The following is an 18,892-nucleotide window of genomic DNA, read 5'->3' on the forward strand; positions in this document are numbered from 1 at the left end:
AACTTTATTTACTTAACAAAACCTACATTGAACCACATTGGATGATCATAATTAATTTTTGACGGCTTTAATGAGTAACCTGTTAACTTGCTGTTTACTGCATCAATATTATATTGATTATAAGTTGGTACGACATAAGCTTGATCAACCATATATTTTTGCCATTCATGGAATTTTTCCACCCGATATTTATGATCAAAGGCCTTTTGTGAATCCATTTCTGCAATTAACTTGTTATTTTCCGGTGTAACGAATCTAGAATAATTTTGCATAGTTCCTTCACTATACAGCTGAGCCTGCGATGGTTCATCTGATAAAGTCCAACCCGCCATGTAAACATCAATTCCCGGGGCATCATGCTGTACTTTATCATAGAAGGAATTGAACTCAGTTAAACGACCGCCAACCAACTTAACATTCAAGCCAATCTTATTCCATTGTTGGATATAATTTTGCACAATTGGCTCTTGAATGGCATCACCGGACTTAGCTGCAAAATTAATAGTCAACGGTTTACCACTGGGCATTGTGCGCCATTTACCCTTCTTCTTATATCCAGCTTTATCTAAGATTTCATTGGCTTTTTTAAGGTTATAAGTATAACCTTTATTATTTTTATCAAAGTAGTCGCCATACTGGGCTGGTATTAAGGTAGGGATTTGGAAACTCAACCCATCTGTATAATGCTTATATACTTGATCCGTATTCATCGCATAAGCCATAGCCTGACGCAAGTTCTTATCACCCATCTTGGCCTTTGGATTCATAACGTTCTTAGAATTTTTTGTATCCCATTTACCAACTTTGAAACCCAAATAGTAATATGCTAAAGGAATTTCGGCAATAAAGTTTACCTCTTTAGTATCTTTAACTTGCTTCCACTGGTTATTTACCACCCGCGCAATATCAAATTTATGACTTTTAATTGCTTGTGAAGCTGAATTAGGTGACACTACTTGATAGATAATCTTATCTAGCTTTGGTTTACCACGCCAATAGTACTTGTTCGGTACCCAAGTTACTGATTGACCACGCACAACTTTTTGGACTTGGAATGGACCAAAAAGTAAAGGCTTTTTGCGAATTTTATCAGAAGACTCTAATTTAGTAAACGGAATATCCTTTAAATAGTGATACGGGGCTGCATTTTCCCAGATATATCCATTACCTACATATGCCATTCCTGGTTTTAATTCCTTGCAATGAATAATAACAGTTCTCCCGTTTTCACCGTCAGGCATTTCAATTCCAGAAATTGTTTTTGCCTTGCCTTCGTGGTATTCTTTTAAGCCTTCAATTATATTAAATTGTGATGAGTATCTTTCAGATTTAGTACCCTTATTTGCAATAATTTCATAAGCATATTCAATGTCCTTAGCAGTAACTTGCTTACCATCTGACCATTTTACGCCCTTTTTAACGGTGATTGTTACTGTCTTAGCTTTACGGTTCAGTCTTAAAGTCGCTGCTCCTTTGTCATTGATTTTATAATGATCATCAGTGTCAAACAAGGACTCTTGACCAGGACTCATTACATCAGCATCAGGCTGACTCATTTGTAATTCTTCATTAAAAATACCGGTAAATGGGGTGTCCATTTCCTCAGCCACTTTTAAGGTACCACCTTGCTTAGTATCCTTAATCGGTGTTTCTACAGGAAACTTACTCGCCGTTTTGGCCCCCTCACTATTAGTACCATTGCCCTTGCCACAAGCTGCCAGAGTTAAGGTAGCAGTACTGATAAGTCCAATTGAACCTAATATTTTTATTTTGTTCATAATTGAAGTTACTCCTTCATTATTTAATATTTTATAATCTTTTAATTTAATATTATCACTTAATGTTAATTTTTCAACTTTTTATTATAATTTTGCAAACAAAAAAACTCGAGCATTGCTCGAGTTTCCTTTATTAACCGTAAATTACTTAGTATACGCAACTTGGTACCATAATGGATGACCATTATTAGTTTTTGATGGTTTCAAAGAGTAGCCAGTTAACTTATTGTTTACTGCATCTATCTGGTATTCATTATAAGTTGGCACGACATAAGCTTGATCAACCATGTATTTTTGCCATTCATGGAATTTTTCCACCCGATATTTATGATCAAAGGCCTTTTGTGAATCCATTTCTGCAATTAACTTGTTATTTTCTGGTGTAACAAATCTAGAATAGTTTGACATTGTTCCTTCACTATACATTTGATTTTGTGATGGCTCACTTGATAGACTCCAGCCAGCCATAAACATATCAACCTTAGGATCATCATGCTGTACTTTATCATAGAAGGAATTGAACTCAGTTAAACGACCACCAACCAACTTAACATTCAAGCCAATCTTATTCCATTGTTGGATATAATTTTGCACAATTGGCTCTTGAATGGCATTACCAGACATTGCCATAAAGTTAATGGTTAATGGTTTGCCATTTGGCGTTGTACGCCATTTACCCTTCTTCTTATATCCAGCTTTATCTAAGATTTCATTGGCTTTCTTAAGGTTATAAGTATAACCTTTGTTACTCTTATCAAAGTAATCACCAAATTGGGCTGGAATTAAGGTAGGAATTTGGAAACTTAACCCATCTGTATAATGCTTATATACTTGATCCGTATTCATCGCATAAGCCATGGCCTGACGCAAGTTCTTATCACCCATCTTGGCCTTTGGATTCATAACGTTCTTAGATTTTTTAGCATCCCATTTACCAACTTTAAAAGCCACATACCGGTAGCCTAGTGGAACTTGGGCCACAAAATCTACATCCTTAGTATCTTTGACTTGTTTCCATTGACTATTTACAACACGTGCTACATCAAATTTATGACTCTTAATTGCTTGTGAAGCTGAATTAGGTGACACTACTTGATAGATAATCTTATCTAGCTTTGGTTTACCACGCCAATAGTACTTGTTCGGTACCCAAGTTACTGATTGACCACGCACAATTTTTTGGACTTGAAATGGCCCGAAAAATAGTGGATTTTTTCTAATCTTATCAGAAGATTCTAATTTATCGAAAGGAATGTCTTTTAAATAGTGATATGGCGCTGCCGCTTCCCAAATAAAACCATTACCACTGTTAGTCATACCCGGTTTTAATTCTTTACAATGTAAAACTACAGTTCTTCCATTTTCACCATCAGGCATTTCAATTCCGGAAATTGTTTTTGCCTTACCTTCATGGTATTCAGCCATTCCATTGATAATATTAAATTGGGATGAATAACGCTGTGACTTAGTGCCCTTATTAGCAATAATTTCATAAGCATATTCAATGTCCTTAGCAGTAACTTGCTTACCATCTGACCATTTTACGCCCTTTTTAACGGTAATCGTTACTGTTTTAGCTTGACGGTTAAGTTTTAAAGTCGCTGCTCCTTTGTCATTGATTTTATAATGGTCATCAGTATCAAAGAGAGTTTCCGATCCAGGACTCATTACATCGGCATCAGGCTGACTCATTTGTAATTCTTCATTAAAAATTCCAGTAAATGGCGTATCCGTTTCTTCAGCTACCTTTAAGGTACCACCTTGCTTAGCATCCTTAACAGCCGTTTCTGTAGGAAACTTACTTGCTGTTTTAGCGCCCTCATTACTAGTATTATTGCCACCTTTGCCACAAGCTACTAAAGTCAAAGCAGCGGCACTAACAAGTCCAATTGAACTTAAAATATTTCTTTTTTTCATAATAGACAACTCCTTCACATATAAAGTGATTGAAGTTTCTAGAACAAGTTAACGACTGAATTTTAACATTTTTACTTTAATATGCAAAGAAATATTTTATAAATTATTCATTAATCTATGAATTAAATCAAAATTTATTTTACATAACCTACATTATACCAAGCAGAATTCCCTTTTGAAGGTCTTAAAGAATAACCAGTTAACTTTTTATTTACAGCTGAAATATTATAAGAATTATTAGTTGGAATTACATAGGCTTGGTCAAACATGTATTTTTGCCATTCATGGAATTTCTCCACCCGATATTTGTGGTCAAAGGACTTTTGCGAATCAATTTCTTTCAATAATTTCGTATTTTCAGGAGTCACAAATCTTTCATTATTAAATGCTGCTCCTTCATCATAAAGTCCCGCAGGAGATGGTTCACTTGATAATGACCACCCGGCCATAAACATATCAACGGAAGGATCATCATGTTGAATTTTATCAAAGAATGAATTTGCTTCAGCCAAACGTCCACCTACTAGCCCAACATTTAAGCCAATTTTATGCCATTGTTGAATGTAATTTAAAATAATCGGTTCTCTTGAAGAATCACCTTGAGCTGCTAATAATTTGATTTTTAATGGCTTACCATTTGGTTGTACACGCCACTTACCTTTTTTCTTATAACCAGCCTTATCTAAAATCTGATTGGCTTTCTTTAAATCATATGAAAAGCCTTTAACATCTTTATTAAAGTAATCACCAAATTGAGCTGGAATTAAAGTTGGTACTTGGAAAGTCAAGCCACTTGTGTATCGTTTGTTGACTGCTTCAATATTCATAGCATAACCAATTGCTTGACGCAATGCCTTATTGTTCATTTTACTCTTAGGATTCATAACATTTTTACTGGTTTTAGCATCCCATTTACCAACTTTAAATCCTAAATAACTATAACTTAATGGCACCTTAGCAATAAAAGTTACATCTTTAGTATCTTTAACTTGCTTCCACTGTGTATTTATTACTTCTGCTATATCAAATTTATGACTCTTAATTGCTTGAGAAGTAGAATTGGTTGAAACTACTTGAGAAACAATTTTATCTAATTTGGGTTTGCCACGCCAATAATATTTATTTGGTACCCAAGTTACTGATTGACCACGCACAATTTTTTGAACTTGATATGGTCCAAAAAAGAGAGGATCTTTTCTAACTTTATCTGAAGATTCTAAATTTTTAAAAGGTACATCTTTTAAATAGTGATATGGTTCTGCGCATTCCCAAAAATAACCATTTCCACTATTATACATACCAGGCTTTAATTCAGTATAATGGATTACTACCTTAAGACCATTTTCACCATCTGGCATTTCAATACCTGAAATTGACTTTGCCTTGCCTTCGTGATATTCTTTCATGCCCTTAATAAATTCAAATTGACTGGTATATCTTTGCGATTTAGTAGCTTTATTACCCATAATTTCATAAGGATATTCAACGTCTTTAGCAATAACTTGCTTGCCATCTGACCATTTAACCCCCTTTTTAATGGTAATCGAAACTGTCTTATTTTTCTTATCAATTTTTAGTGAGGCAGGTCCCTTGTTAGTAATTTGGTAATTGTCATCGGTATCAAATAGTGACTCATTACCTGGCTCCATAACTTTAGCATCTGTGGCAGTTGTATATAATTCATTTGAAAAAATCCCTGTAAATGGTGAATCTGTTTCAATAGCATATTTCACAACTCCACCTTGTTTTGCTTCTTTTTCAGGCATTTCCTGCGGAAACTTGCTTGCTGTCTTAGCATCATTAGTGTCAGCATTATTACTATTTTTACCACAAGCAACCAAAGTTAGTGCCGCAGCACTTACAACCCCAATTGAACTAAATAATTTTGATTTTTTCATAAATAAACTCCTTAAAAATAAAGTAAATTTCAATTACAAGTTAATAAAGAACAAGTTAATAAAGAGATTTTAACATTTATATTTTTAAAATCAAGATATTTGTTAATAAATAATTAATAAAAACAGCGCATTAATTTGTTAATCTAATTAAACCATAATTTTTTGCAAATAAAAAAGCTCGGTTTTAAACTAAGCTTTTTCACATATTTTTATTTACTAAAGCCAACTTTGCCCCATAATTGGTGCCCATTTGAATTATCGACTGGCTTAGTTGAATAACCTGTCAATTTTTGATTAACAGCTGTTAGTATGTATGAATTATCCATTGGAACTACGTAAGCCTGATTATTCATATAATTTTGCCATTCATGAATTTTTTGAACACGATATTCATGATTAAATGACTTTTCAGAATCAATTTGGTTTAGTAGCTTATTGTTTTCTGAAGTAACAAATCGCGTATAATTCATTGGCGAAGATTCACTGTATAAGGAGGCAGGTGATGGTTCACTTGCTAAACTCCAGCCGGCTATAAAAACATCTACTTCTGGATCATCATTTTGAATTTTATCAGAAAATGAATTAAATTCAGTTAGTCTGCCACTCACTAATTTGACATTTAAGCCAATCTTTTGCCACTGTTGGAGATAGTTTTGGATTGTTGGTTCTTGAACAGAACTTCCTGTCTTTGCTAAAAGATGAATTGTTAATGGTTTACCATTAGGCTGAACTCGCCATTTACCCTTCTTTTTATAACCAGCTTTATCTAATAGAGTATTTGCCTTTTTAAGATTATAATCATATTTTTGAGAATTTTTATTGAAATAATCACCAAATTGTTGCGGAATAAGAGTAGGAATAGGAAAACTTAATCCCGCTGTATATTGTTGATCAACAGAACCAATGTTCATGGCAAAAGCCATTGCTTGACGTAAAGACTTATTATTCATTTTTGCCTGTGAATTCATGACATTTTTGCCCTGCTTATTATCCCACTTACCAACTTTAAAACCCAAATAATTATATGAAAGTGGAATTTGCGCTACAAAGTTAACTCCCTTTGTATCCTTTACTTGATTCCATTGTGAATTAATTACTTGTGCTACATCAAACTTTTGATTTTTAATTGCTTCTGAAGTTGAGTTAGGTGAAATTACTTGAGCGGTAATTTTATCTAGCTTTGGTTTACCGCGCCAGTAATATTTATTAGGCACCCAAGTTACTGCTTCCCCCCGAACAATTTTTTGAACTTGAAATGGACCAAAAAATAATGGTTTTTTTCTAATTTCATCAGCCGATTGTAATTTATCAAATGCAATATTTTTTAAATAGTGATAAGGGGCAGCACTTTCCCAAAAATATCCATTTCCGCTATATAACATTCCTGGCTTCAACGCTTTAAAGTGAATTATCACTGTACGTCCATTATCACCATCAGGCATTTCAATTCCTGAAATTGTATTAGCCTTGCCTTCATGATATTCCTTCATACCAATGATTTCTTCAAATTGACTACTATATCTTTGTGACTTAGTTTTTTTATTGGCTAAAATCTCGTAAGGGTATTCTATATCTTTGGCATTAACCTGCTTACCGTCTGACCATTTAACCCCTTCTTTGACCGTAATCGTTATTGTTTTAGCCGTGCGGTTAATTTTTAGAATTGCTGGCCCTTTATCAGTAATTTTAAAATTGTTATCTGTATCAAATAGTGCTTCTTCACCTGGTGCTGCTACAGCACCATCAATTGAAGTTGTAGAAAGCTCATCAGAAAAAATTCCTGTAAATGGTGTATCAGTTTCTACTGCATATTTTACCGTACCGCCTTGCTTGGCTTTTTTAACTGGAACAGCTTGCGGAAATTTACTTACTAGCTTTGCATTTTCATTATTGATAGAATTACTATCACTTTTGCCACACGCAGCTAAGGTTAAGGCAACAGTTGCGATGAGACCTGTAAAGCTAATAATTCTTGTTTTGTACATATTATGGAACTCCTATCTAGTCTGGCCAATTATAATTTTTTATATTTGTTATAATAAGACATTGTTTATATTCTAACATAGCGTCCAATAACTGACTAATCACAGGTTTCACTATAAAAAGTAATATAAAAAGCCTTGCCAAAGCAAAGCTTTTTTATAGTTTATTTAATTTTCTCTTTGTCTTGCGTCACCTGCACGTTGGAGTGCTCGACCTACATAGTTAATACTTAATGATATTGCTAATAACATAACAGTAGCTGGTAACCACAACCAAGGACGGTTAACGACATTAACCGGATCGTTGGCAAAACCAATTAAAGTTCCTAGAGAAGGCGTTGTTGGTGGTAAACCATAACCAATAAATGACAAAGTAGTTTCAATACCGATATTACCAGCAATTGTTAACACAACATCAATAATTAACATTGACGTAATATTCGGTAATACTTCACGAAACATAATTTTTAGATCTGATGAACCAGAAGTCTTAGATGCAAGAACATAGTCGCGATCGCGTTGTGATAAAACGAAGGCCCTAAAATATCTTGCAGTATTGGTCCATCCAAATACCGAAATAATCCAAACCAAACTCCACGCACTGTAATGTGGAATAACTGTAACTAAAACAATTTCAATTGGCATTCTCGGTAAAACTTGCACAAAGTCAACAATTCTCATAATAATGGCATCAATGTAACCACCATAATAGCCAGATACTAATCCAACCACTAACCCCACTAGTTCACAGACAGCAGTAACACCGAGTCCAATTAAAATTGAATTGCGGCCACCCATAATTAAGAGATTAACAATGTCACGGCCACCATCATCTGTACCAAATAAGTGACCATTAACTCCCCACCCGTTGTAGGCATCGATAATGTTAATCTCAGTAACTTTGCTAGAATCTAAGAATAAAGATCCACCAAAAGTAAACAACAAAATTAAAACAATAATAATAAATGCAGTTAAAGCAACTTTGTCTTTAACAATTTCCCGCACAACCACTTTAAAACTTGAGGCAGGAGAAGAAATTTTTGCTTTTTTTACTTCTGTTTTTGAAGCATTCTTTTTCTTATCAGACATTCCTCTTCCTCCTTACTTAATTCTTATTCTTGGATCAACAATACTCATAATGATATCGGACAATAAATTACCAAGTAAAGTTAAAGTACCAAAAATTAAAATTAATGCCGTTAAAGTAGTATAATCACGCTGACCAATCGAATCTAGGAATAATTTTCCCATTCCTGGGTAACTGAAAACCATTTCAACCACCATTGAGCCACTCAATAACCCAGTAATTACTGTACCGAATGAAGATGCAATTGGTAGTAATGAGTTACGCAAAATATGTTTATTAAAAACAACATTATCCGGAACACCTTTACTGTGTGCTGTACGAACATAATCTTCAACTTTATTGTCGACAATACCAGTTCTAAGGTATTGCACAATCGAGGTCGTAGTAATTAATGCTGATAAAATTGCTGGTAAGAGGATATGATACAGTTGACTACCCAAAGTGCCCCAAAATCCTGAAGCATTTGGTGAGACTGAACCTGAAATAGGGAACCAACCCAAAGTAAAACCAAACAACCAAATTCCTAAAATGAAAAATACAAACGCTGGCACAGCAAAAGTTATATAGTTAAAAATTTGAACTGTTTGATCTTGCCACTCATCTTGATGACGACCAGCAGTCACACCTAAAGGAATAGATATTGCATAACAAATAATTGTCGTTAATAGTGATAGCCAAAATGTATTTACAGCTCGATCAGCAATTAGTGACGTTACAGGAACATGCTGGATATAGCTGGTACCCATATCACCCTTGAACAAGTTACCCACCCAACGAGCATATTGTACTGGAGCTGGATCATTTAAGCCTGCTGCTTGCTTTAAAGCGGCAAGCTGCTTGGGATCCGTATTAGGATTTATTTGTCCACTAAACGGGTCACCGGGCATCATTTTAGCCAAGAAGAAGACTAAAATACTCAAAATGATCAATTGCGGGATCATGATTAATATACGTCTTAAGACTGTTTTCCACATGATTAGTCTCTCCCCTTTTCATTTAATTCTTCTTGTATTACTTCATCTTTAGGCAAGGCTACCCAATGATTACCAGAAACTTGTTGTAAAGGATAGACACAACCATTTTTGTCATACCACTTACTTTGATCGTTTTGAAATTCCAATTCAACTTCTTGCCGATGCTTTTTATGTTTTATTCTGTTTTCAACATCAACCATTGGAATTGCCGATAATAGTCGCTTGGTATAAATGTGCATTGGATGATTATAAATATCTGCTCTACTGCCAATCTCTACCAAACGTCCACGGTGCATAATTGCTAAATTTTCAGACATATGCTTAACAACACCCAGATCGTGTGAAATAAATAAATAAGCAATGTTATATTGTTGCTGAATATGCTTCATAAAGTTCAATACTTGAGCTTGAACCGATAAGTCTAAGGCACTAGTTGGTTCATCCGCAACAATTAATCTTGGATTAGTTGCAACTGCGCGCGCAACACCAATTCTTTGTCTTTGACCGCCCGAAAATTCATGTGGAAACTTATAAATTGCATCACTAGGCATCCCAACAATATCTAATAACTCTTGTACTCGAGTACGTTCTTGATCAGTAGTCAGATTTTCAAAATTGCGAATTGGCTCGGCAATAATATCTTCAATTCTTTTTCGTGGATTCAAACTTGACATTGAATCTTGAAAGATCATTTGAACATCTTTATTGTAGTTAAGTTTACGCCGATTACTTGGCTTTGTCACATCAACATCTTTATAAATAATTTGTCCACTAGTAACTGGTTCAACACCAACAATTGCTTTACCAGTAGTTGATTTACCTGAACCGGACTCACCAATTAAACCGTATGTTTCACCTTCGTTAATTGTAAGACTTACATCATCAACAGCACGAACATAATCTGTTATACGATTCCAAAAACCTGATCTAATCGGATAATGAACCTTTAAATTCTTAACTTGAATAATTTCTTTAGCCATAAAACTACTCCCCACCTACTTCATCTTGAAAGTGGAACGTTTTCCAGCAAGTACATCTCACCCAGTGATTAGGTTCAACTTCATGCATTATTGGCTCTTGTTCATGAGCACTTGCAGGAATCCAAGGAATTCTTGCGGCAAAGCGATCACCTTCATGAGGCATATTTTGTAATGATGGAACTGTTCCTTGAATAACATGTAAATCTTCATCTTCATCTTCAGATTGCGGCATTGAATTCAAAAGAGAACGAGTATAAGGATGTAAAGGATTTTCAAAAATAGTTTTTACATCTGCTTTTTCGACTACCTGTCCAGCATACATTACTGCAACTTGGTCAGCTGTTTCGGCAACAACACCTAAGTCATGTGTAATTAGGATAATACCAGAATGAGATTGACGCTGAATATCTTCTAGTAAATCTAAAATTTGGGCTTGGATAGTAACGTCTAAAGCAGTTGTTGGCTCATCAGCAATAATTACTTCTGGTTTGCAGGCAATTGCCATCGCAATAACAATTCGCTGACGCAAACCTCCTGAAAGCTCAAAGGGATACATAGCATAAGTTGACTCTGGTTTTGGCATTCCTACTTGATTGAACAACTCAATTACACGATTGTGCCGCTCTTGTTCATTCATATCAGTATGATAATAGAGTGTTTCAGCTACTTGGTCTCCAACTCTCATTAACGGATTAAGACTTGCAAGCGGATCTTGAAAAATCATTCCAATTTTATTTCCTCGAATCTTATCAAATAAGGATTCATTCAAACCTACAAGATTTAATTCATTGTACATAATATCGCCAGTTACTTTTGTATTTTTATGGTCATATAAACCAATAATACTTGCAGCAATTGTACTCTTACCACAACCAGATTCACCTACAACTGATAAAATCTCATCACGCTTCAATGTTATATTAATATCATCAGCAGCATCATAAAATTTTCCTTGTAAACGGTAAGCAGTATGCAAATGCTGGATGTCTAGCAAGAGATCACTTTGTTTTTCCAAAGGTCATTTCCCCTCTCAAATTTTCAAAGAATTTATTAAAGATATTTAATAAATTTATTTAATTTCTAATTATATACATTAAATCGACTACATGCAAATTACAAGACGACTTTTTTAAAATTATTTTTGATGAGAAGTAATGTAATTGACTGCATCACCAACAGTTTTGATTTTTTCTGCATCCTCATCAGAAATTTCTGAGCCAAACTCATCTTCTAATTGCAAAATAAACTCAACTAAGTCTATAGAATCAGCATCAAGATCATTAGTAAAATCAGTATTTAAGGTGATCTTATCTTTATCAACCTCTAAGTTATCAGCTAAAATATCACGAATTTTGATAAAAATTTCTTCTTTAGTCATCATTTTCTCCTTTTTACCCTAACTTTAAATTATTTTTTATGATTAAATTCCTGTCTAAATTGATCAATTATTTTTTCACTTAAAATCTTATCTATTTGTTTAATCGTATAATAAACTGCACGCTTATCAGACCGACCATGTGTTTTAACTACTGGCGCATCTGTTCCAAGTAAAACTGCCCCACCATATTTATCAACATCGAATTTTGATATAAGTCCTTTTAAAGCATTTTTAATCATTAATGCACCTATTTTGGTGATTGGTCCATTGTTTAGCAGACTATCCTTTAACAAATGAATTAAAACGCCTGAAGTTCCTTCAATGTTTTTAAGAACTGCATTCCCAGTAAAGCCATCAGTTGCAACAACATCTGCCTTACCGTCCAGCAACTCGTTGCCTTCAATATTACCAATAAAGTTAAGATTACTTTTACGTAATAACTCGTATGCTTGCTGATGCAGGTCATCACCTTTATCACTTTCAGCCCCATTATTCAGCAGAGCAACTTTAGGATTTTTAATTCCTCTGATTTTTTCAGCATAATATGCAGCCATTTTTGCCCAATCAAGGAGATATTCCGGGCGACTCTTAGCATTCGCCCCTACATCAATCATATTGAACCCATCATCAGAATTTTTAACTGGTAACGTCGGCATAAATCCAGGACGCGCTACTCCCTTAATTCGTCCGATAATGAAAATTCCACAGGCTAAGATCGAGCCCGTATTTCCTAAGGAAAGAAGTGCATCTGCTTTTTTTTGTTTAACATACTGTGCAGCAACCACTAGAGAAGAATCTTTCATAGTACGAATTGCTTTAACCGGCTCATCTTCATCCTTAATCACCTGAGTAGTTGCCACAATTGCTATTCTTTCTTTATCCTGGCCAATTAAATTAGTTATTTTTTCTTCGTCACCAAAAAGAATAAACCTTGTATTCTTTAGTTCAGCTTTTGCTTGTAAAACAGCTTGGACGATTGCCTCTGGGGCATTTTCTCCGCCCATTGCATCAATTGCAATTGTTTTCATTTTTACCAATCTTTTCTAAGTTCTTTCTTGCTGTAATTGTTTATATTCTAGTACCTGCTTAAGGTTTTTATGTATTGACTGTTGTAAATCTGGATCCTGTGTTATGACATCTCTAGCTACTTGTTGTGCCACTACTAGTGTCTCATAGTTATTAACGACATTGCCAACTTGAAACTCGGGTAAACCTGACTGTGCTTTACCAAATAAATCACCTGCACCCCGCATTTTCAAATCTGCCTTTGCAAGTTTAAAGCCATCTGTTGTTGCTGAGACTGTCTGCATCCTTGTCTTACCAATTTCTGTTTTCGGATCAGCTAAAAAAACACAATAGCTTTGAGTTTTTCCTCTACCAATCCTACCACGTAATTGATGCAACTGGCTCATACCAAAGCGATCAGCATTATAGATTATCATCATATTAGCATTAGCCACATCTACGCCAACTTCAATTACACTAGTTGCTACTAAAATATCAATTTCTCCTGCAGCAAAAGCCATCATAATTTCGTCTTTTTTAGCTCCAGGCATTTGTCCATGTAATAAAACTACCTTTTGTTTAGGAAAATCATGAGATAGTTTCTCAAAAAGTTGTTCAGCAGTTTTTAAATCTAACGATTCAGATTCTGTAATTAATGGTGTCACTGCATAAATTTGGAAACCCTGGTTTAATTGTTTCTGCATCAATTTATACACATCATTTATTTGACTACTAGTTTTCCAAACAGAAATAATTTGTTTTCGGCCCGCTGGCAGATGTCGTATTTCAGAAATTGCGGTATTCCCATATATTGTTAAAGCAAGAGTACGCGGGATAGGCGTAGCTGTCATCGTCAATACATCTGGCCGATCACCCTTATTAATTAAGGTTTGCCTTTGACCTACACCAAAGCGATGCTGCTCATCAATAATTACTAAACCTAATTTTTTAAAAATAACTTTAGCTTGAATTATAGCATGGGTACCAACCACAATATTAAGTGTCCCATCAGCTAATTCCTTATATATTTCTCGTCGTTCCAGTGTTTTGGTTGTACCCGTTAAGAGAGCTGTTTTTATCCCAAATGGACTTAGTAATTCATCAATTTTTTTAAAATGTTGCGTAGCCAAAATTTCTGTTGGTACCATTAAAGCCACTTGATAACCAGCTGTAACTGCTGCAAACATTACATAAACAGCAACAATTGTTTTTCCCGATCCAACATCTCCTTGTAATAAACGATTCATTTGTCGATTAGAATGTAAATCAGCAAAAATCTCATTAATCACTTGCTTTTGATCCGCCGAAAGTTCAAATGGCAACATGCTATTTAATTTTGTTACTTCAGTTAAATCATATTTTTTAGCAAATCCAATACTTTTAGCATTAAAGTTATTTAAAAATGCCAGTTCCATTTCAAAAATAAAAAATTCACGAAAAATTGCACTTCTTTTAGCAATCATAGCTTCTTTACCATTTTTAGGATGATGCATCTTTACTATTATCTCTTGTTCATCTAATAGTCGATACTTCTTACGTATAGCAGAGGGTACCACGTCACCTATTTCTGGTAAAAAATCTGCTATAGCCAGGTCAATTAAATCAGTCAATTTTTTCTGTCTAAGATGCCGATTAACTGAATAAATTGGTGCCATACCGCTATCATTTGCTTTTGCTGCTACAAATTTAAAAGCTGACAAACTTTGCTTGGCTAAATTATATTTACCATATATTGCTACTTCTTGACCAATTACAATTTTTTCTTTAAGCCAAGGTTGATTAAAAAAATTGACCATGACAACATCATGGTCAATCATTAATTTGAAACTCAAACGGCTTTTTTTATAGCCAAATCTACTTACAAAAGCTTCCGTAGCAACGATTCCCTTTAGCATTACTTTTTGACCATCCATGATCTGATCAAGAGGAATTGTTTGTAATTCATCATAACGAAAAGGAAAATAAAAAAGCAAATCGTAAATACTATAAATTCCAAGGCTTCCAAGTATTGCAGCAGTTTTTGTCCCTACTCCTTTTAAGTCAGTTACGGGAGCAAATACTTTACTTGCATCCATTTTATTCCACAGAAATTAAGAAATTATACACTGGTTGACCACCATCATGAACTTCAAATTCTAAGTCACCATGCTTTGCTTCAAGAGCGGCTATAATTTGATCTGCTTGCTCTTTATTAGAATCACGGCCATACATTACCGTAATAATTTCTGAATCTTCATCTAACATCTTCTCAATCATATTTACAGTTGAGTTAATCAAATCAAATGTTGCCACTTGAATGTCACCATCAATAATACCAAGATAGTCATCTTTATGGATATCAATCCCATTAATGCAAGTATCCCGGTTAGCCTGAGTAACTTCACCAGAAACAACTGTTTCAAGTGCCATTGTCATGCTTTCAACATTGTCTTCAAGACTAGCATCTTGATCAAACGATAACATTGCTGTTAATCCTTGAGAAATCGTCTTAGTTGGAACAATCCCAACTGGAATATCACTAACTTCTGCTGCCTGCTTAGCTGCCATCACAATGTTGCCATTATTTGGCAATACAATCGCTTGCTTAGCACCAGATTTTTTAATTGCATCAATAATATCTTGAGTTGAAGGATTCATTGTTTGTCCACCAGAAATAATTCGGTTGACTCCTTCACTTTCAAACAGCTTTCTAATCCCATTTCCAGACGCAACTGCAATCACAGCAAAATCAACACTTTCCTGATTCTCTTCATTACTGTTGACAATTGTTTCATGTTGTATCCGCATGTTATCAATTTTTATTTTGCCTAATTGACCAAATTGACTACCATAAGTAAAGATTTCACCCGGATGCTCTGTATGAATATGCACTTTAGCAACTTCATCGTCTGAAACGGCTAGTAATGAATCACCTAATTTTGAAAGATAACTTCTAAACTCTTCAAGATTAAAGGCTTTTTTATTAGGAATATCGGCAGTTAAATCAACCATAATTTCCGTACAATAACCATGATCTATATCCTGAGTAGAAAGCTGGGATTGGACTGATTGATGATGCATTGCATTAATCATTTCATCCATTTCACCTTCATCTGGTTGATAGCGATCGGCAAAGCTTTCTCCTAAAAGTCCTTCTAAAAAGCCCTCATAAATAAATAGTAAGCCTTGACCACCAGAATCAACTACACCTACTTGCTTTAATACCGGTAATAAGTCAGGGGTTGTTTTTAATGCTCTTTTTGCACCTTCAACAATGGCTTTCATTACTTCTTCAACATCATCAGTTTCATTAGCTTTATTAACACCATCTTGAGCTGCCACGCGAGCAACCGTTAAAATAGTACCTTCAACTGGTTTCATTACAGCTTTATATGCTGTAGCTACACCATTAGAAAAAGCATTAGCCAATTCTTGTGCATTTAAAGTCTGCATCCCCTGGGTAGCTTTATAAATACCTCTAAATAATTGTGAAGAAATAACACCACTATTTCCCCGTGCCCCCATTAACATACCTTTAGCTAGACTTTCAGTCAAATCACCAACGCTTGAGCTAGTGTTTTCACTAACAGCTTTAGCTCCGCTTTCAATAGTCAAATTCATATTTGTGCCAGTGTCACCATCTGGTACAGGAAAAACATTCAACGAGTTAATAAACTCTGCATTACGACCTAATCTATGGGTTGCAACACGAACCATATCCCTAAATTTTTTACTATCTATTTCCTTTAAAACCAATATCCTAAACCTCCGCTTGAATTATTCGTCAAGCACTTTAACACTTTGAACGATGACATTAACAGCCTTAGTATCAATTCCAAGCTGATTTTTCAAGTTAAATTTTACGCTGTCTTGTACATTACGACTTACTTCTGAAATTTTCAATCCATAACCTACAATAATATAAACATCAACTGTAATCATATTATCTTCTGACTTGACAACTACACCACGTTTATAATTTGCACGGTTAAGAATTCCATCAAATCCATCACGAATTGCATTCTTTGATGCCATTCCAACAACTCCGTAGTTGGATGTAGCTGCGCTACCAACGACAGTTGCAATTACTCCGTTTGAAATATCAATCAAACCATCTTTTGTTTTGATTTTTACAGCCATATTTATCCTCCATATCATTGTTCTCGATATTATGAATCTATTTTATCATAGTAATCAAGTATTAAGGGAAAATCCTATTCATAAAAAATACTTTTTAGAGTTGCAATGATTTTTAAATTATGCTATCTTAATTGAGTATGAAAACACAAATAAAGGAGGTTTAGCAAATGGCAAAAGATTATTTAACTGGTAAAAAGACCACTTTTGGTAATACACGTTCACACGCATTGAATTCGTCACGTCGTACATGGAAGCCAAACCTTCAAAAAGTTCGCATTCTTGTTGATGGTAAACCAAAACGTGTTTGGGTTTCAACTAAGACTTTAAAGTCTGGTAAAGTTACTCGCGTATAATAAAAAAGCTGACGACTAATGATTGCCGCCAGTTTTTTTATTTTAAAATTAGAACCATTTTCTGTCTAATTATTATAGAAAATGGTTTTTTAAATTTTCTGAAATCGGTTGATATCTTTCGACTGTATCACAGCAACAACGCCTTCATTGAAAGATACATTAACTAAATTCTGTTGTACAAATTCATTTGAGCTTAAAGATATTGGGTATGAATTAAAGTAACTAGATAAATTATATTTTGCGCCATTAATATTTAAATTTTTTACTTCTGATAGAGTAACTATTCCAAAATATGTATAACCTGGCCGTCTTTTTATTGTATGATTACCAGGATTATAAAATTTAACTAGATTTTGCCGATCAATAATTTCTATTTTTTCAGCCCAGGCATTAAACTCAGGCTTAAGCATCATTAACATGTTCGTCATAAAGTGATCAAGACGCCCGCCAGTAGCTCCTAAAAGTGTTAAAAAATTTATCTGATAATCTTCAAAAGCATATTTTAACATCAATTCAGTATCAGTTAAATCTTTTTCTGGTACCGAATAGCGCATGTCAGGAATATATTGTTCAATAATATTTAATTCATTTTTTTTAAGCGAATCAAAGTCGCCCACAGCTAAATCTGGCACTAATCCTAATTCCGCTAAAAGTATACTCCCTCGGTCAACACCAATTAGTAAGGAGGCTCTTTTTTTTGCCGCAAAAATTTGTTTTTTCATAAAGGCTGGCCACTGTGATTTAGGCCCGCCTAATAACGCAACAGCCTTCATTTTAAGACCCTATTCAATTCGTTAATTTGCGCTACAACACTTTCTTGACAAAATAAATATGACCCCGCAACAAAAATCTCTGCCCCAGCTTCTTGGGCTAATTTTGCAGTTTGCCTATTTATTCCACCATCGACCTCAACTGGAATCTTGCTTGCTAACATGAGTTTGGCTTGACGAATTTTTTCACACGATTCAGCAATAAATTTCTGCCCGCCAAAGCCGGGATAAACTGTCATAATTAATAATTGATCAATTTTTGGTATAAAGGGGGGTAAAACCGTTAAAGGGGTATCAGGATTAAGTACAAGACCGACTTTAACTTGACGCTGCTTTAAGTAGTCAATCCATTTATTCAATTCAGCAGTATCCATAGCTTCATAATGCAATAACATTAAATCAGCCCCCGCTTTAACAAAAGCTGGAACCATTATTTCTGGTTTATTACTCATTAAGTGTACTTCAGCTTCAAGCTTAGGAAAAGTCTTCTTAAAATCACTTACTACTTGTGGTCCAAAAGATAGATTAGGAACAAAATGTCCATCCATAATATCAATATGGAATCTTTTGATTCCTGCTTGAGCTGCTACTTGAATATCATTTTTTAAATCTAGATTATTAATATTTAAAATTGAAGGTGCTATCATCATT

The 18,892-nt window shown here is 34.5% G+C and carries 16 protein-coding genes; 1 reads left to right on the forward strand and 15 read right to left on the reverse strand.

What is annotated here, in order from left to right:
- Positions 1–8: 8 nt before the first annotated feature.
- From BM203_RS03235 to BM203_RS03295, 13 genes are all read right to left on the reverse strand, one after another.
- The gene (locus BM203_RS03235) at positions 9–1,778 is read right to left on the reverse strand and encodes an oligopeptide ABC transporter substrate-binding protein (protein WP_090092724.1); all 1,770 of its coding nucleotides are present in this window, start codon (positions 1,776–1,778) and stop codon (positions 9–11) included.
- Positions 1,779–1,922: 144 nt separating this feature from the next.
- The gene (locus tag BM203_RS03240; protein WP_090092726.1) at positions 1,923–3,695 is read right to left on the reverse strand and encodes an oligopeptide ABC transporter substrate-binding protein; all 1,773 of its coding nucleotides are present in this window, start codon (positions 3,693–3,695) and stop codon (positions 1,923–1,925) included.
- Between the two features lie 134 nt (positions 3,696–3,829).
- Positions 3,830–5,593, reverse strand: coding sequence for an oligopeptide ABC transporter substrate-binding protein (locus BM203_RS03245; protein WP_090092728.1), 1,764 nt, complete (start codon positions 5,591–5,593; stop codon positions 3,830–3,832).
- Between the two features lie 209 nt (positions 5,594–5,802).
- Positions 5,803–7,578, reverse strand: coding sequence for an oligopeptide ABC transporter substrate-binding protein (locus BM203_RS03250; protein WP_090092729.1), 1,776 nt, complete (start codon positions 7,576–7,578; stop codon positions 5,803–5,805).
- Positions 7,579–7,743: 165 nt separating this feature from the next.
- On the reverse strand, positions 7,744–8,664 hold the full coding sequence (locus BM203_RS03255) for an ABC transporter permease (RefSeq protein WP_090092731.1): 921 nt from the start codon (positions 8,662–8,664) through the stop codon (positions 7,744–7,746).
- 12 nt (positions 8,665–8,676) lie between these two features.
- Complete coding sequence (gene opp4B, locus BM203_RS03260; protein ID WP_090092732.1) at positions 8,677–9,636, reverse strand: oligopeptide ABC transporter permease; 960 nt, start codon at positions 9,634–9,636, stop codon at positions 8,677–8,679.
- Between the two features lie 2 nt (positions 9,637–9,638).
- A complete protein-coding gene (locus BM203_RS03265) occupies positions 9,639–10,616 on the reverse strand; it encodes an ATP-binding cassette domain-containing protein (RefSeq protein ID WP_090092734.1) in 978 nt (325 codons plus the stop codon).
- Between the two features lie 4 nt (positions 10,617–10,620).
- Positions 10,621–11,631 (reverse strand): ABC transporter ATP-binding protein, encoded by a 1,011-nt coding sequence (locus BM203_RS03270; RefSeq protein WP_090092736.1) that lies wholly within the window; start codon positions 11,629–11,631, stop codon positions 10,621–10,623.
- A 120-nt stretch (positions 11,632–11,751) separates the two neighbouring features.
- Positions 11,752–11,994, reverse strand: a complete 243-nt coding sequence (gene acpP, locus BM203_RS03275; RefSeq protein ID WP_090092737.1) for an acyl carrier protein — start codon at positions 11,992–11,994, stop codon at positions 11,752–11,754.
- 29 nt (positions 11,995–12,023) lie between these two features.
- Positions 12,024–13,022 (reverse strand): phosphate acyltransferase PlsX, encoded by a 999-nt coding sequence (gene plsX / locus BM203_RS03280; protein WP_090092739.1) that lies wholly within the window; start codon positions 13,020–13,022, stop codon positions 12,024–12,026.
- Between the two features lie 15 nt (positions 13,023–13,037).
- Positions 13,038–15,074: an ATP-dependent DNA helicase RecG gene (recG, locus tag BM203_RS03285; protein ID WP_090092740.1), complete on the reverse strand. Its 2,037-nt coding sequence runs from the start codon at positions 15,072–15,074 to the stop codon at positions 13,038–13,040.
- 1 nt (position 15,075) lies between these two features.
- Entirely contained in the window at positions 15,076–16,734 is a 1,659-nt protein-coding gene (locus BM203_RS03290) for a DAK2 domain-containing protein (protein ID WP_090092742.1), read from the reverse strand.
- A 21-nt stretch (positions 16,735–16,755) separates the two neighbouring features.
- The gene (locus BM203_RS03295) at positions 16,756–17,118 is read right to left on the reverse strand and encodes an Asp23/Gls24 family envelope stress response protein (protein WP_090092743.1); all 363 of its coding nucleotides are present in this window, start codon (positions 17,116–17,118) and stop codon (positions 16,756–16,758) included.
- 167 nt (positions 17,119–17,285) lie between these two features.
- Here BM203_RS03295 and rpmB point away from each other — a divergent pair, with 167 nt between their 5' ends.
- Entirely contained in the window at positions 17,286–17,471 is a 186-nt protein-coding gene (gene rpmB, locus BM203_RS03300) for a 50S ribosomal protein L28 (protein ID WP_090092744.1), read from the forward strand.
- Positions 17,472–17,560: 89 nt separating this feature from the next.
- Here rpmB and BM203_RS03305 read toward each other — a convergent pair whose 3' ends face one another.
- Together BM203_RS03305 and rpe are read right to left on the reverse strand one after the other, a co-directional pair.
- Complete coding sequence (locus BM203_RS03305; protein WP_090092746.1) at positions 17,561–18,244, reverse strand: thiamine diphosphokinase; 684 nt, start codon at positions 18,242–18,244, stop codon at positions 17,561–17,563.
- A complete protein-coding gene (gene rpe / locus BM203_RS03310; protein ID WP_090092747.1) occupies positions 18,241–18,891 on the reverse strand; it encodes a ribulose-phosphate 3-epimerase in 651 nt (216 codons plus the stop codon). Before rpe ends, BM203_RS03305 begins: the two co-directional genes overlap by 4 nt.
- Position 18,892 lies beyond the last annotated feature (1 nt).

The organism is Lactobacillus bombicola (assembly GCF_900112665.1).
In the GTDB taxonomy this organism is placed as follows: Bacteria; Bacillota; Bacilli; order Lactobacillales; family Lactobacillaceae; genus Lactobacillus; species Lactobacillus bombicola.